Here is a 14,717-nt window from a genome sequence, read left to right on the forward strand (position 1 = left end):
GCCGTCAGGCGCCGGTCAGGGGCACTTCTTCGCGGTGATCGTCACCTTCAGCGTGGCGTCCGGAGCGACGGGGGAGCCGCCGGCCGGCTCCTGCCCGGTGACCTGGCCGGCGTCGGGCGCCTTCGGGTCCTCCGCGCAGGCGAGCGTGATCTTCGTGAAGCCGGCGGCGCCGAAGGCGTTCTTCGCGGCCTCCAGATCCTGGCCCGTCACGTTCGGCACGGTCTTCTGGTTGCCGGAGCTGATGAACACGGTGATCGCGGTGCCGCGCGGGGCCGAGCCCGACGGGTCGGCGCGGGTGACCGTCCCGATCGCGGCGTCGCTCGCCTCCGTGCCGCCCTGCACGACGCCGAAGCCGGCCGCCTCGAGCTTGGCCTCCGCGTCGGCGGAGGAGAGCCCGACGACATCGGGGACGTCCACCTTCGGGACGACCTGCAGCGAGCCGTCTGCCTCCGGGAAGTCCGTTCCGCCGTACGTCGCGTCGGCGGCGCGCATCACGACCGGCCAGATGCGGTGGCGCGCGGTGGCGGCGGATCCGGAGTCGAAGGAGTAGCGGCCGAGGCGCAGGTTCGCGTCGCCCTTCACGTTGAACACGCCGACGGCGGTCGCGACGCGGGTGCTCGCTCCGGTCATCCAGGTGGCCTTCGCGTCGTCGGTGGTGCCGGTCTTGCCGATCAGCGGCACGCCGTCACCGGTGCGGGAGGCCACGGCCGTCCCTCCGCCGGTGAAGGTCGCCTGCAGCGCGACGGCCGCGGTGGCGGCGACGTTGCGGTCGATCGACTGGCGGCAGTTCGCCGGGGGCACCGGCTGGTCGGCGCCGGCGGAGTCGGTGATGCGGTCGATCGCGACGGGGTCGCAGGTCGTGCCGCCGGAGGCGATGGTGGCGAAGGCGCCGGCCATCGAGAGGGGCGAGACGTAGTTGGTGCCGAGCACCGACGACGGGTTGTGCTCGAGCTCCTCGCCGCTGCCCTGCTTCACGCCCATGTCGACAGCGGTGTCGCGGATGCCGCACAGGTCGAGCTCGCGCGCCATGCCGACGAAGCCGGTGTTGAGGGAGGTCTTCGTGAACGACACCGGGGTGCCGATCTCGCCGGTGCCGCCCTCGTCGTTCTTCGCGCTCGTCTCGTTGCTCGTGTCGGTTCCGCCGGCGACGCAGGAGTCCGTGAAGGTGCCCCAGGTGGACTTGCGCGTCCCGTCGACCGACTCGTTGATGCTGTGGCCCTCCTTCAGCCACTCCACCAGGGTGAAGAGCTTGTAGGTCGAGCCCGGCTGGATCCCGGAGGATCCGCCGTTCGCCTGATCGGTGCTGTAGTTCACGGCGCTGTAGGACGGGTCGGTCGTGAGCACGTCCGGATCCTGCGAGTACTTCTTGTTCTGGGTCATCGCGAGCACGCGCCCGGATCCGACCTCGACGCTGACCGAGACGGCTCCGACGTCGAAGTTCCAGGTCTGCGGGACCTGCGCGTCGACGGCGGCGACGGCCGCGTTCTGCAGGCCGACGTCGAGCGTCGTGTAGACGTCGAGGCCGCCGCGGCGGAAGTTGGTCCAGCGGGTGTCCTCGTCGGCGCCGAAGATCTCGTTGTTCTTGAGGACGTTGGTGACGTAGTCGCAGAAGAAGCCGGCGTTGCCCGCGGTCGAGCAGCCGGTGCTGGGCTGGGTGATGCGGGGCTCGATCGGAGTGGCGACAGCGGCGTCGTGGTCCTCCTGCGAGATCTTCCCCTCCTCGAGCATCTTGCCGATGATGTAGTCGCGGCGGTCCTTGTTGCGGGCGTAGCCGTTCGCGGCGCCGTTGTCCGGGTTGTCGGGCTGGTCGATCCGCAGGACGGCCGGATTGTTGACGATCGCGATGAGGCTCGCGGCCTGGGCGATCGAGAGGTCCGCGGCCGAGGTCGCGTAGTAGTAGTTGGCGGCGGTCTCGAGGCCGTAGGTGGTGCCGCCGAAGAACGCGATGTTGAGGTAGCCCTGGAGGATCTGGTCCTTCGTGTACTGCTTCTCGAGGCCGATGGCGAGCTTCATCTCGCGGAGCTTGCGCTCGGGGGAGGTGCGGGTGGCCTCGTCGATCGCGGCAGCGCGCTCGGCGTCGTCCGAGATGTTGCGGACGGCCTTCTCGACGAGCACGTTCTTCACGTACTGCTGGGTGATCGAGGATCCGCCCTGCACGTCGTTGCCGAGCACGTAGGTCTGCGCGACGGCGCGGAGGGTGCCGGGGAGGTCGACTCCGCCGTGGTCGTAGAAGCGGGGATCCTCACCCGAGACGGCGGCGTCCTTGGCGGCCTGGGCGATGCGGTCGAGCGGCACCTCGACGCGGTTCTCGACGTAGAAGGAGGCGAGCAGCTGCGGGGATCCGTCGGAGCCGGTCGCGTAGATGTTGCTCTTCTCGGAGAGCTTGTCGACCTCGAGGTAATCGGGCAGGCCGTCGAAGACGCCGATCGACTGGTTCGCGGCGACGCCGGCGAGGGCCACGGCGGGAGTGACGGTGGCGGTCACGAGGACTCCGGCCACGACGCTCATGCCCAGGAAGCCCACGATCGCCTTGACCACGCCACCGGTGGTCCTTCTGTCGGACGCCAAACCTTCTCCTTCGCGAATCCCCCCGGATGCTGCGACGACCGCGGTCGACGCCCTGCACGCTCCGTGCGGCAGGTCAACCTCGACAGACTAACCCGAGAGCCCCCGAAGACGAAGGCCCGGCCAGAGGCCTGAAAAGACCCTGACCGCCGCCCGGGCCCCGCCGTTCCCTAGGCTGTCGGGATGTCGAGCCCCTCCTCCGACCCCCGACCGACCGACGCGACGACTCCGGAGGCCGGTCCGGTCGCGCCCCCGCAGGCCGTTCCCTCGCCGCCCACCGGCGCCCTCTCGTACGCTCTCGGCTTCGTCGCGTTCATCGGGATCCCGTTCCTCAGCCTGATCGTGGGCGGCATCGTGATGGCCTCCGTCTACCCCTCCGCCCGGAGGAAGGGCGGGCTCGCGGCCGAGAACGCGCGGAACGCGGCGAACTGGGGTCTGACGGTGATCCTGATCGGAGTCGTGACGCTCGGCGCCCACGTCGTGCTGCTGTTCGTCGCCTCCGACACACCGCTCGCGAAGGGCTTCTACCCGGTCGGCGTCCCGATCACGCTGTTCGGCGTGCTCTGGCTGGTGCACTTCGTCCTGATCATCTGCGGCCTGGTGAAGGCGAACCAGCGCGAGGTGTTCCGGCCGCGCATCGCGATCCCGTTCCTCCGCCCGCCCGCGGCCTGAGCTCACGCGCCGACGGGCCAGAGGTAGTCGAGCCCCGGCGGCGTGCCGGGGAACAACGGGCCGTAGTGCTCCTCGTCCTTGGCGACGAGTCTGGAACGGTGCGAGAGGTGCAGGCGCTCATCGCCGAACCACGGCGGGAGCGGGTAGTCACCGGTGAGGGAGGCGGCGAGATCCTCCGGTACGGCGTCGAGGGCCTCCTCGGTCTTCACCAGGCAGGTGTCGGCGAAGCCGCGCGCCGTCCACTCCGCGCAGGTCTCGCGCTGGTAGGTCATCAGGGCCGGCCGGTAGCCCCGCCACATCCTCGTGACGGGGTGGTTCTGCCAGCCGTACCCCGGGACGATCAGCGCCCGCATGACCTGCAGCGTCTCGACGCGCTGCTTGCCGAGCCGCTTGCTGTCGAGGGCGAGCACGCTGCGGTGGAAGTCGGGGTAGGGGAGGAAGGTCTGCACGCCTCCCAGTCAACAGCGACCCGTCTCCCTCCGGCCACCCTCCCGTCACGCCGATGTCGCCTGGCGTCCGTAGTGTCCGGGGCATGACCGGACTCCCCCTCCTCGCCACCGACGACGTGCAGCTGCGCTGGGCGCGGCCCGAGGTCCTCGACTCCGCCCGCCACCGGATGCTGCGCCTGCTCACCCTCGCCGAGCGCCTGCGCTACGAGGCGACGAGTCGGCGCGAGGTCCGGGACGGCTTCCTCCTCGGCAGGGTCCTCGTGCGCGAGCTGGCCGCCGAGACGCTCGGGATCGATCCCCTCGAGGTCGCGGTGGACGCGCGCTGCGAGCGCTGCTCCGGACCGCACGGCCGCCCGGTGCTCCGCGGCGAGCACCCGGCGCTGGAGCGGATGCGGATCAGCATCGCGCACTGCGACGGCGCGGTGGTCGCGGCGCTGGCGACCGGACGCGACATCGGGATCGACGCGGTGCGCGCCCGCAGCGTCCGCGACCGCGTGGCCTCCGGGGCGACGACGGCGGAGCAGGTGCTCGCCGATCTCCGCTCGCAGGCGGTCGCGAAGGCCGACGGGCGCGGGACCTCGAGCGACGAGCCCGTCCGCTTCCGCACCAGGGAGGGCGCGACCGAGGCCTGGATCGAGGGCTCGAGCCGCTACTTCGCGGTCTCGGAGCCGACGGTCCACTCCGCGCTCGTCGTGGCGGTGGCGGTCGCTCAGGAGTGACCGCGGGGCGCCGTCCCTGAACGGTGTGCTCGTCCGCGCTTACGCGAACAGCGACAGCGTGATCGTCGAGCGGTAGGAGCCGGCCTCGACGTCCGGCTCGGCCAGCAGCCGCAGCTCGGCGTCGGCGCTCCAGGTGCCGGCCCCGCCGGCGGCTCCGAGCAGCAGCGCGTCGCTCAGGCCCGTGCCGCCCTCGAGGGACGAGGCGACCGTCTCGCCCGCGACGGCGCCGGTGCCGGTGATCAAACGCGGGGTCCAGCCGAGGTGGTCGGCTCCGATCGAGGCGCTCGGGCTGGTGAGGGCGCTCGCCGAGGCGAGGACGTACCAGTCGTTCTGCGAGCCGGCGCGCGAGTCGGTGACGGTGACCGTGGGCAGCCCGCCGGTGAACCGGCGCTGGGCGGCGGAGGACCCGGACTCGACGAGGTCGACGGCGTCGGCGGCGACGGAGAGCGACAGGGAGCCGGGCTGCGCGGGAGGGGCGATGTCGACGTCGACGTCCACTCCGTCCAGGTCGTGAAGCAGGGGCGGCGTGCGGGCCGGGTCCTCGCCGGTCAACGGATCGGCGGCGTCGGGCGCGGCGGCGGAGGGGGAGTCGGCGGCGGGGCGGTCTGCGGAGAGCAGGTCTGCGGGGGAGGAGCCGGTCGCGGGCTCCGCGGGATCGACGGGGCCCGTGGAGGAGGGGCTCGAGGAGCGGCGGTCAGAGGAGCCGGATCCCGCTCCGGGAACGGAGGCGTCCGCCGTCGACCCCGCGTCCTCGGCGGGCGCAGCGGCGGTCGGCGTCGACACCGCTTCCGGTGCGGTCATCGCCTCGGGCGCGAGCGCGGCGGAGGCGAACACCACGGAGAGCACGAGGGTCGTCGTCGGGACGAACGCGGCGAGAGCGCGGGTGGTGCGGGTCACGGACGGTCCAGTTCTGCGGGCTCTGCGATGCGCCCGCCTGTGATTCCTACCAGGCGCTCGGACGGCTCTGCACCCCCGCTTCCGGGTGGAGCGCCGCGGAGCCGCCTGAGCTCCGGAGGTCGAACGGTCTGCCGTGGAGTGCTCGCCGTGCACCGTGCGTCCGACTCCCCCACCGGATGCCCGTCCGCACGCGCAGAGGAGGGAGCGCCCGCGGGCACTCCCTCCTCCGTCAGGACCGGTCGCCCGGCCGCCGCGCGCTCAGCAGACCCGGGCCGGGTAGGCCACCGTCTGCGCGAGGGTGTCGGAGCCGGCCGTGGCGGTCACCGTCACCTGGCTGCCCGGCATGCTCGCCAGGCGGGTGGTGAACGCCGCGGATCCGCTCGCGCCCGCGGCCACCGCGGTGACCGTCTTCGAGCCGTACGCCGAGGTCATCGCGACGTCGATCGGAGCGGTGCCGCCGTTCTTGGCGAGGACCGTCAGCACCGCCTTCCCTGCGACGCAGCGCGACGTCACGGTCACCGGCACCGTCAGTACCGGGGCGGCCGCCTCGGGGACGACGATCTCGCCGATCTTGAGGAACGAGCCCGGCGTGGAGAAGGTCAGCTTCAGGCCGGTGGCCGAGACCGCCGCGAACGGGATCGTGGTCAGCGCGCCGTTCGCCGCCGGAGCGACGTTCTGCGCGGTGGTCGGCTTCCAGGTGCCGTCCTCAGCGCGGTAGGCGACGCTCACCGACGCCAGGGTGCCCTCGGTGTTGGTGAAGGTGAGCCCCGCGACGCGGTGCGCCTCGGTGTTCGTCAGCGTGAACTCGGCGCTGCCGGCGAAGGTGCCGTCGGTCCAGGTCGACCAGGGGGTGCTCACGGTGCCGTCGCAGGCGTTCTTCGCGGGGAGGGTCGCGTACTTCGTCTGGCTGAACGACGCCGAGACCGCGGCTCCGGGGACGCGGCAGACGTTCGTCGGCGGCGCGGTACCCCAGATCTGCACCTCCGAGACCGACTGCCACGTGTTCGCCGCGCTGGTGAGGTGCAGGCGGAGGCCGGTGGTGTCGGGCAGGGAGGACAGGTCGAGGATCGCCGTCGGGGCGGATCCAGTCTCGGCCTGACTGAGCGCGGTGGCGACCGAGGAGGTCGTCCACGCGCCGTTCACCTGGTACTCGACCTCGATCCGCGAGGGCCAGGTGGCGGTCGCACCGTCCTTGTAGGTGCTGACCGTCACCGAGTCGAGGTTCTGCGCCGAGCCCCAGGAGAAGGAGAGGCGGCTGTCGCGCGGGTAGCCGGCCGAGGACCAGTCGTCCCAGCCCTTGCCCTTCACGTCGCCGTCGATCAGCTTGCCGGCGAGGTCGGTGCGGCTCGAGACCGCGACGGACGCTCCGGGAGCGAGGTTCGCGATGCCCGGCTCCGCCACCTCGATCGTGCGGGTGAAGCGGCGGCCGGAGGAGAATCCGGCGTCGGCGGCGAGAGTGCCCGTCACCTGCACCGTGCCGAGCTCCGCCGGACCGGGGGCGGCCCAGGTCACGGCGACGTCGCGGGTCGAGCCGTTGCTCGAGACCGAGACCGTCGAGGGCAGCGCGGCGGCGATGTCGGCGCCGCGGCGGACCTGCTTCGGCAGCCGGGCGTCCACGACCGACCAGACGCCCTCGCCGACCCCCTTGTCGTCCCAGTAGGAGAGGTTCCACCCGGAGCCCCAGCGCGCCGGGTCCTCCTGAGCCGGGTTCCGCATCTCGAGGCGGCCGTTCTCACCGACCGTCATCGGGAGCCAGACGTAGGTCGAGTCCGACTTCCCCTCGTTCCAGCGGTCGCCCATGTAGACGTACTTGCCGGGAGCGAGAGTGAGGACGTTCGTCGACTGCGAGCCGAAGGTGGTCTTGCGGGAGTCGCCGATCGAGAGCAGGCCGTCGCCGCCCTCCGGGATCGCGTTGTAGGCGACGTTCTCGTTCGCGTCGCCCTTCTCGACTCCGCGGGTCCACGCGCCGAGGATCGAGTCGGCGGTGTAGTAGGTCTGCGGGTTCGGCGCCCAGCCGGTCGCCCCGGAGGCGATCGTGTAGTACTTTCCGCCGTTGGCGAAGATCGCGGGCGCCTCGAGGTGTCCGCACTCCTTGACGATCTGGAAGTCGGTCCCGCGCACCGGTGCTCCGGCCGTACCGTCGGCGAAGACGTAGGGGTACGTCCCGTCCGCCGAGTACTGGTTCGCGTCGAGGGTGTCGGTCGTGGTGGTCCGCTCGACGTTGGTGTACTCGGCGTCGAGCTTCGCCACGTAGAGCGAGTAGTTCTCCTCGGAGGAGTAGGAGATGTACGCCGTGCCGTCCTCGTCCTGGAAGACGGTCATGTCCCGCGCCTGCCCGGGGACGGCGGAGGTGGTGCAGGCCTTGTAGTCGGTGCGATTGTAGAGGCGGTAGACGCCCTGGAGCGTGAAGGGCCCGGTCGGGCTGTCCGAGACGGCGACTCCCGCCATCGAGCGCGCGTAGGTGCTGCCGCCCGGGGTGGTCCGGCCGTCGGAGTGCCACCACATGACCCACTTGCCGGTCTTCTCGTTGAAGAGGACTTTGGGGCGCTCGAAGATGGCGGTGTTGGGCGAGGCCTGCGTCGTGTCGAGGTGGTAGTCGAGCTCGGCGATGCGGTCGGCGCGAGGGGCTCCGGAGTCGTCGACCGTGTCGTAGAGCGCGTCGAAGTAGGGGGCCTCGAGGTCGGCCGGACCCGAGACGCTGCGGAGCGCGGTGCCCTCGTTCTCCCAGTTGCGGCCGTCGGTGGAGCGGTAGACCGCGACTCCGGGGCTGTTCCAGTAGCCCTTCGTGCGGTCCTCGCCGTACCAGTACTGGACCTGCTGCCCGCCCTCCTCGACGGTGACGATCTGGCCGCCGTGCGCCTGGATGTGGCGGCCGTCGGTGTCGTACCAGTAGGGCTGGAAGTACCCGGGCGCGCCGGCGCCGGGGTCGGCGATCGCCGGGTGGTCGGTGTAGGTCACGGGCGTCGAGGTGCGCGGCACTCCGTCGTTCGGATCCGTGGCCACGGCGGCCGAGGCCGACTGCGCTCCTGTTCCCAGGAGTGCTGCGACGAGCAGCGCCGCCACCGCCGCGGCGGCCGTTCGTGGTCGAGACGTCATGCTGTGCTCCTTTGCACGGGGAAGTCGCGTATGTTCACGCAAACATCAGGCTTCCACGGGCCGGAGTTGACGTCAACATCGGGGTGCGGAGGGGAAGGCCCCGCGGAGAGGGGTCAGTGCGGCGGGAGGACCTCGGCGAGCACCTCGTCCACGACCTCGAGCGGCGAGCATCGGGCGATCGCCTCCGCCATCGCGCGAGCGCCCGCGCGGTAGGACGGCTCGCGGAGCACGTCGGCGACCGCGTCGCGCAGGGCCTCGGGGCTCGGCTGTCCGGTCCGCAGGTCGATCCCGGCGCCGGCGTGCGCGACCCGGGCCGCCACCTCCGGCTTGTCCTCGGCGGCTCCGGCGACCACGAGCGGCACACCGTGGCTCAGCGCCTGGAGGGTGCCGCCGAAGCCGCCGTTGGTGACCACGACCGAGGTCAGCGGCAGGAGCAGGTCGTAGGGCAGGAACTCCGCGGCGCGGGCGTTCTCCGGAAGGGGACCGAGGGAGGCGACCGGGGCGAGGCCGGTGCTGACGACGACCAGCACGTCCTCCTCCGCGAGAGCGTCGAGGGTCGGGCGCGCGACCTTGGTGAGGTCGTGGTTGTCGAGGGTCCCCTGCGTGACGTGGACGACGGGCCGGGAGCCGTCGAGCTCGCCCCACCACGCGGGGACGCCGCCCGTGGACGGCGCCGGCGGGATCGGCCCGGCGAACACCACGTTCGCGGTCAGGTCCGATCTCGGGTACTCGAACTCGGCCGGTCCGAGCTGGACGAAGCGGTCGAAGGCGGCGGTGAGGTCGAGCACGAAGGTGCGCAGCGGCCTGCCCGAGGCCTCCTCGGCGAGCAGGGAGGCGAGCCGCTGCGTCCTCGCGAAGAGGACCCGCGCCACCAGCAGGTTGAGCGCGCGGTTCCGCAGGCGCCCGAGCGGCGTGGAGGACGGCGGCAGCGCGGTGTTGAAGGGGGCGACGTCTCGGCTGACCTGCACGAGCGGCCCGATCCCGACTCCGATGACCGGCGGACGCGTCGACCGGTCGCCCTCGAGCAGCGGCAGCACGCCCGCGAAGTAGGAGTCGGCCAGGACGGCGTCGACCGGCTCGCGGTCGAGGATCGCGCGCACGCCCCGGTACTGGTCGGGGATCGTCACGACGAAGGTGCTCTCCACCTGGTAGCGGGACAGGGCGAGTCCGCGGTGGCGGTGCAGGTCGGGCAGGAAGGACGCCTCGTCGCGCTCGTCGAAGTCGGCCCGGCCGGGAAGAGCCGCGAACTCCAGGCCCGCCTCTCGCGCGCGCTCCTCGAACGCCGAGCCGGTGAGAGCGATCACCCGGTGCCCGCTCGCGGCGAGGTGCCGGCCGATCGCCAGGAGGGGGGCGGCGTGGCCGTAGAGGGGAGTGATGCACAGCAGGACGGTTCTCACGACGGCTCCTCGCTCAGGTGGTCGGGTCGGGCTCGTCCGGGGGGAGGAGGAGCCGGGTGAGGGCGTCGCCGAGGAACTCCTCGAGCTGCTCGGCGGACCAGCCCCGCTCGAGGGCGAGGATGTTCCAGAGCTGTGGGCTGGCCAGCGCGTAGAGGACGTCGCCGGCGTGCTCGGGGCTCATGCCGTCGCGGAGCGGGCCGCGCAGGAGCCGGGCGAACGCCTGCTGGTCGGCCAGGCGTCCGGCGCTCTGCCGGGCGAGGTCCTCCGCGAGCGTCGGATCGTCCTGAGCTGCTCCCGCCATGACGTTCCACAGCGGGGCGGCGCGCTGGGCGAGGGCCACCGACTCGTGAGCGAGACGGCGCAGCTGCACCTCGGGGTCGGGCTCGGCGGCGATCTCGGCGACCCAGGCCTGGTCGGTGACGGCCGCCTCCGAGTCGCCGCCCGTCGTCAGGGCGGCGGTCAGCGCTCGAAGGACGTCGGCCTTCGCGCCGACGGCGAGGTAGATCGTCTGCACCGAGACTCCGGCCTCGCGGGCGAGCTGGCTGATCGTCGTCGCCGCGTAGCCGTGGACGGCGAAGAGACCGGCGGCGGCCTGCAGCACGCGCTCCCGCGTCCGCGCCCGGTCGGCCTCGCCGCGCGCACGGCGCTTGCGGGCGTCGTAGGCGCGCGGGGTGGTCTCCTTCTCGCCGGTGCCGCTCATCGCACCAGCGTAGGCGGGGCCATGGCTCTCCCGTCCCAGGCCGGGGATCGGCCGATGCTCGGTGCGACGGGGTCGAGCAGGGGATCGGGCATGGAGGTCCTCCGGGTCGTGCCGAGCGAGCCGCCGAGCGGCTGCAGAGGACCGAGACGCGATGACGGTGGAACCACTGTCCACTGTGAATGGACGAGTCACTGCGACGAGAGCGCCCCCGGGCCGAAGGGCTCGGGGGCGCTCTCGCCTCTGGGGGGCGGTGTCAGCCGCCCACCGCCTGGCGTGCACTGTCGATCGCGGCCGAGAAGGCGTCGGCGGAGGAGACGTTGCCCGACTCCAGCTCGACGAGGCCGCCCGAGAGGGCTGCGCCGATCGCTCCGGTGTCCGGTCCGTTGACGAACGAGGGGAACTGCTCGACCGAGGCCGCGATCACCTCGCCGATCTTCGAGTCGCCGAAGAACGGGTCGGTGTAGGCGCGGACGCTGTCGCTCTCGAGCGCGCCCGTCGCCGCGGGGAAGGTGCCCGAGGTCGCGAAGTGGTCCTCCTGGCCCTCGGCCGACATCATCGTCTCGATGTACTGCCAGGCCGCCTCGGGGTGCTCGGCGCGCGCCGGGATGGCGATGACGCTGCCGCCCCAGTTGCCGCCGACGCCGGGGACCGTGGTCACACGCCAGTTCCCGGCGGTGTCCGGGGCGTCGGTCTTGATGCCCTGGAGGATCCAGGAGGGAGCGACGGTCACGGCGAAGGAGCCGTTGGCGCGCCCCGGACCCCAGCCGGAGGAGAACGCAGCGATGCCGGCGCTGATGCCGGCGTCGTGCGCCTGCACAGCGGTGTCGAAGGCGTCCTCGACCTGCGGGTTGGTGTCGTAGACGAGCTCGCCGTCGGGGGAGTAGTACTTCTCGGTCACCTGGTTGATGGTCGAGTAGAAGACGCTGGTCTCGACGTTGTCGACGAACGGCTTGCCGGTCGCCGCGGTGTACTTCTCGCCGGTCGCGATGAAGCCGTCCCAGTCGCTCCAGAGTGCGGCGACCTCGTCGGGGTCGGTCGGGAGGCCGGCCTGCTCGAAGAGGTCGGCGCGGTAGGCGAAGCTCAGGCCGCCGACGTCGGTCGGAACGCCCACGACGGTGCCGTCTGGGGCGGTGCCCGCGTCGGCCGCCCAGGGCAGGTAGTCGGAGCCGACGTCGTCGCCGCCGAGAGTGCGCAGGTCGATGAAGTTGGCGCTGTTCTCGACGAAACGGGGCAGGTCGTCGCCCTGGATCATCACCAGGTCGGGGACCTTGCCGCCGGCCAGTGCCGCGGTGAGGGCGGTCGCGGTCTCCTGGGAGGAGCCGACCTCGGTGAGCTTCACCGACGCGTCGGGCTTCTTGGCGAGGTACTCGCTGACGTTGTCCTTGGCCTGGATGCCGGTGAACGACCAGAACTGGACCTCGGCGTTCGGGTCGTCGGAGGCTGCTCCTCCGCCTCCCGATGAGCAGCCGGTCAAGGCCAGGGCGGCGACCATCGCGGCGGAGGCGGCGGTCACGATTCTTCTTCTCACGGTGGATTCCTCTTCGTCGGGGAGTCGCGGTGATGCCCCGCCGTCGAGCGGAGAACGATCTCTGTCCGCACGCTAGCTCGCGCTGCCGAACCTGTGCAACACGTGTCGGTTCACCGGAGATAACGATCTCCCCGAGCGTCGGACGCGCGTCCGCTCCGAAGACCCGACGAGGAAAGACGGCCTCGCAGGAACGTCGTCGTCCGCGACGGCACGACGGCAGCGGAGGACCTCCGAGCACCGGCTTCCCGCAGCGTCACAGGTGGGCGTCGGACATCGTCGCCTCGTCCGCGATGACGGTGAAGGCGGCGAGGGGGAGCACGGCTGTCGGGACCCGGCGGTGCTCCGTGGGCCGGAGGAGGAGGCGGGCGTCCTCGGCGACGCGGCGGGCGAGAGCGGGATGGATCGCTCCCGGCGCCGCCAGGGCGGCGATGAGCTCCTCGAGAGCGCGGGTGGTCTGCGGTCCTGCCATGGCGGCGGCTCCGGTGGAGAAGACCCCGGGAGGGAAGGACGCGGGCTCGTGGAGACCCGACCTCCGGAGACGAGGTGCACAGGGTCAGGGTGCGCGACTTCTCGAGGCTGAGGCGAGCGTACGCTCACCGTGCCTCCACCACCAGGCCGGTCAGGGGCGGATCGCGCGGAGCACGGTCTCGACCGCCCCGTCAGCGGCGAGGCCGCGGGACTGCTCATCCTCCCGCTCGGACTCGTGCAGGATCACGGTGACGCCTCGAGCGGCTCCGCAGTAGTCGACGATCCCGTGCTCGATCTGCGTCCGCAGGGCCTGCGCGTAGCCGTGGCGCTCGTAGACGTCGGCGCTGTCGCCGGCGACGGCCAGCAGGTGGACGGTCAGGCGTCCGAGGTTCCGCCGCATCCCGCCGGCCGGGTCGACGTCGAAGGCCCAGCCGTTGACGAAGACGCGGTCGATCCAGCCCTTCAGCAGAGCGGGCATCGACCACCAGTAGACGGGGAACACCAGGACGAGGTGGTCGGCGGTGTCGAGCCGGCGCTGCTCGCGGGCGACGTCGTCCGGGAAGTCACCGCCCACGGCGTAGGTGTGCCGATCGGCCCCGCCGAACCGGGGGTCGAATCCCTCCGCGGCGAGGTCGGCGAGCTCCGCCTCCGTGCCGAGGCTCTCGGCGAGGCGGCGGGCGAGACCGGCGGTGAGCGAGTCGGAGTCGGGATGAGCGGTGACGAGGAGCGTGTGCACGTGCTCCATCCCAGCGGACAGGCCTGCGAGACCGCTCCGACGGAACGGCGAGGTCGTTCGGGCGGATCGCCGGGCCTCTCCTGCGGCGACGCTCAGCGCGGCGCGCGCAGCTCTCCGAGCGGTCCGTCGTGCAGCGGCTCCGTCGCCCAGCGCGCGGTGAAGGTCCGGTCGGAGGGGGTCAGCTCGACGTGCAGCCGGTGGGGCGTCTCGAGGAACACCACGTCGACGCGCACGCCCTCGTCGCCCGACGGACCGGCCGTTGCAGCGACCGCTCCGGTCGTCGTCCACTCTCCCGAGCCCGGCGCGACCAGCAGGCGGTCCTCGCCCTCGATCAGCGCGAGCGTCCAGCCGGCGGCGTCCCTGGAGACCTCGATCGCGGTCGGACGCGGCGCGACGGCGCCGGAGGCGGGCGCGTACATCCCCGCGGCCGGCACCGCCCCCTCGAGCGGCGGCAGGCCCAGGCCGGCCGTCCGCTCCCGCAGGCGGGCGTCCGCCTCGGCGGAGGACTCGCGCCCGACGGCCGGCAGGAGGTGCTCCCACGCCAGGGACAGCAGCGTCTGCGTGTCCGTCGTCTGGCCGGTCAGCGCGATCACGAGCTCGTGCTCGGGCACGATGAGGCTGAACTGCCCGTACGCGCCGTCCGCGCGGTAGCCGTGCTGCGACCGCCAGAACTGGAAGCCGTAGCCCTGCTGCCAGTCGGGCCCGCCGTCCTCGTGGGTCGGGACGTGCGCGCGGGACGCCTCGGCCACCCACTCCGGCGAGAGGATCCGCCGGCCGCCCCAGCGCCCCTCCTGCAGGTACAGCTGCCCGAGGGCCGCCGCCGCCTCGGTGGTGGCGTGCAGCCCGCTGTAGCCGATCTCGCGCCCCGAGTCGTCGCGCGTCCACGCGACCTCGCCGATGCCGAGGGGGTCGAGGAGGCGCGGGCGCAGGTAGTCGTGCAGCGACTGCCCGGTCACCCGCTGCACGACGGCGGCGGCGGCGAAGGTGCAGGGCTGGTTGTAGGCGAAGACGCTGCCGGGCTCCTCCTCGGGCGGGAGGAGGAGGAAGCCGCGCACGGTGTCGACCGGATCCATCGCCTCCGCCCGGTCGATCGTCTCGGCGGAGTGGCCGCTCGCCATCGCGAGGACGTGGCGGACGCGGATCGCGCGCGAGCGGGGATCCGTCACCTCGGCGTCCAGCTCCGGGAAGTAGGAGAGGACGGTGGCGTCCAGGTCGACCAGGCCCTCGGCGACCGCGAGGCCGACGGCGGTCGAGGTGAAGCTCTTGCTCAGCGAGTAGAAGAGGTGCAGCCGCTCCGCCGAGTACGGCGCCCACCAGCCCTCGGCGATCACGTCGCCGCCCTGCACGACCATCAGCCCGTGCAGCTCGACGCCGGGAGCGGCCTCGACCGCGTCGACGAAGGCCAGCACTCCCTCGGCGTCGACGGAGCGGGCGGACGGGGTGCTTCTCGGCAGTGAGCGCGTCATCCTCCGATGCTACGACCGGGGCGG

At 72.3% G+C, this 14,717-nt stretch carries 12 protein-coding genes; 2 read left to right on the forward strand and 10 right to left on the reverse strand.

Annotated elements, in window-relative coordinates; translation table 11 throughout:
* Positions 1-15 precede the first annotated feature (15 nt).
* Entirely contained in the window at positions 16-2,568 is a 2,553-nt protein-coding gene (locus tag GSU45_RS04325) for a transglycosylase domain-containing protein (RefSeq protein ID WP_244248212.1), read from the reverse strand.
* A 180-nt stretch (positions 2,569-2,748) separates the two neighbouring features.
* Between GSU45_RS04325 and GSU45_RS04330 the strand changes: the two genes are divergently transcribed.
* The gene (locus tag GSU45_RS04330; protein ID WP_159912998.1) at positions 2,749-3,237 is read left to right on the forward strand and encodes a DUF4870 domain-containing protein; all 489 of its coding nucleotides are present in this window, start codon (positions 2,749-2,751) and stop codon (positions 3,235-3,237) included.
* Positions 3,238-3,239: 2 nt separating this feature from the next.
* Here the strand turns inward: GSU45_RS04330 and GSU45_RS04335 are convergent, their stop codons facing one another.
* Positions 3,240-3,686: an MSMEG_6728 family protein gene (locus tag GSU45_RS04335; protein ID WP_159913000.1), complete on the reverse strand. Its 447-nt coding sequence runs from the start codon at positions 3,684-3,686 to the stop codon at positions 3,240-3,242.
* Positions 3,687-3,769: 83 nt separating this feature from the next.
* On the opposite strand from GSU45_RS04335, the gene GSU45_RS04340 reads away from it, so the two are divergent.
* Positions 3,770-4,405 (forward strand): 4-phosphopantetheinyl transferase, encoded by a 636-nt coding sequence (locus GSU45_RS04340; protein ID WP_104309716.1) that lies wholly within the window; start codon positions 3,770-3,772, stop codon positions 4,403-4,405.
* Between the two features lie 39 nt (positions 4,406-4,444).
* On the opposite strand, the gene GSU45_RS04345 is transcribed toward GSU45_RS04340, so the two are convergent.
* The 8 genes from GSU45_RS04345 to GSU45_RS04380 all read right to left on the reverse strand — a co-directional run bounded on the left by GSU45_RS04345 (position 4,445) and on the right by GSU45_RS04380 (position 14,693).
* Complete coding sequence (locus tag GSU45_RS04345) at positions 4,445-5,302, reverse strand: hypothetical protein (protein ID WP_159913002.1); 858 nt, start codon at positions 5,300-5,302, stop codon at positions 4,445-4,447.
* 258 nt (positions 5,303-5,560) lie between these two features.
* Positions 5,561-8,398, reverse strand: coding sequence for a family 43 glycosylhydrolase (locus tag GSU45_RS04350; protein WP_159913004.1), 2,838 nt, complete (start codon positions 8,396-8,398; stop codon positions 5,561-5,563).
* Positions 8,399-8,511: 113 nt separating this feature from the next.
* Complete coding sequence (locus GSU45_RS04355; RefSeq protein WP_159913006.1) at positions 8,512-9,795, reverse strand: nucleotide disphospho-sugar-binding domain-containing protein; 1,284 nt, start codon at positions 9,793-9,795, stop codon at positions 8,512-8,514.
* Positions 9,796-9,808: 13 nt separating this feature from the next.
* Positions 9,809-10,495 carry a TetR/AcrR family transcriptional regulator gene (locus tag GSU45_RS04360; protein WP_159913008.1) on the reverse strand — a complete coding sequence of 229 codons (687 nt, stop codon included), beginning with the start codon at positions 10,493-10,495 and terminating at the stop codon, positions 9,809-9,811.
* A 253-nt stretch (positions 10,496-10,748) separates the two neighbouring features.
* Entirely contained in the window at positions 10,749-12,023 is a 1,275-nt protein-coding gene (locus GSU45_RS04365) for an extracellular solute-binding protein (protein ID WP_159913010.1), read from the reverse strand.
* Positions 12,024-12,276: 253 nt separating this feature from the next.
* Positions 12,277-12,492 carry a hypothetical protein gene (locus GSU45_RS04370; protein ID WP_159913012.1) on the reverse strand — a complete coding sequence of 72 codons (216 nt, stop codon included), beginning with the start codon at positions 12,490-12,492 and terminating at the stop codon, positions 12,277-12,279.
* Between the two features lie 150 nt (positions 12,493-12,642).
* Complete coding sequence (locus GSU45_RS04375) at positions 12,643-13,227, reverse strand: NAD(P)H-dependent oxidoreductase (RefSeq protein WP_159913014.1); 585 nt, start codon at positions 13,225-13,227, stop codon at positions 12,643-12,645.
* Positions 13,228-13,319: 92 nt separating this feature from the next.
* Entirely contained in the window at positions 13,320-14,693 is a 1,374-nt protein-coding gene (locus GSU45_RS04380; RefSeq protein ID WP_159913016.1) for a serine hydrolase domain-containing protein, read from the reverse strand.
* Positions 14,694-14,717 lie beyond the last annotated feature (24 nt).

The organism is Rathayibacter sp. VKM Ac-2801, assembly GCF_009834245.1.
Taxonomy (GTDB): domain Bacteria; phylum Actinomycetota; class Actinomycetes; order Actinomycetales; family Microbacteriaceae; genus Rathayibacter.

What these genes read in the sequence shown, in the direction of transcription:
- GSU45_RS04350 (WP_159913004.1), bottom strand. Translation starts at nt 8,398, where the DNA reads ATGACGTCTCGACCACGAACGGCCGCCGCGGCGGTGGCGGCGCTGCTC.
- GSU45_RS04340 (WP_104309716.1), top strand. Translation starts at nt 3,770, where the DNA reads ATGACCGGACTCCCCCTCCTCGCCACCGACGACGTGCAGCTGCGCTGG.
- GSU45_RS04330 (WP_159912998.1), top strand. Translation starts at nt 2,749, where the DNA reads ATGTCGAGCCCCTCCTCCGACCCCCGACCGACCGACGCGACGACTCCG.
- GSU45_RS04370 (WP_159913012.1), bottom strand. Translation starts at nt 12,492, where the DNA reads ATGGCAGGACCGCAGACCACCCGCGCTCTCGAGGAGCTCATCGCCGCC.
- GSU45_RS04380 (WP_159913016.1), bottom strand. Translation starts at nt 14,693, where the DNA reads ATGACGCGCTCACTGCCGAGAAGCACCCCGTCCGCCCGCTCCGTCGAC.
- GSU45_RS04360 (WP_159913008.1), bottom strand. Translation starts at nt 10,495, where the DNA reads ATGAGCGGCACCGGCGAGAAGGAGACCACCCCGCGCGCCTACGACGCC.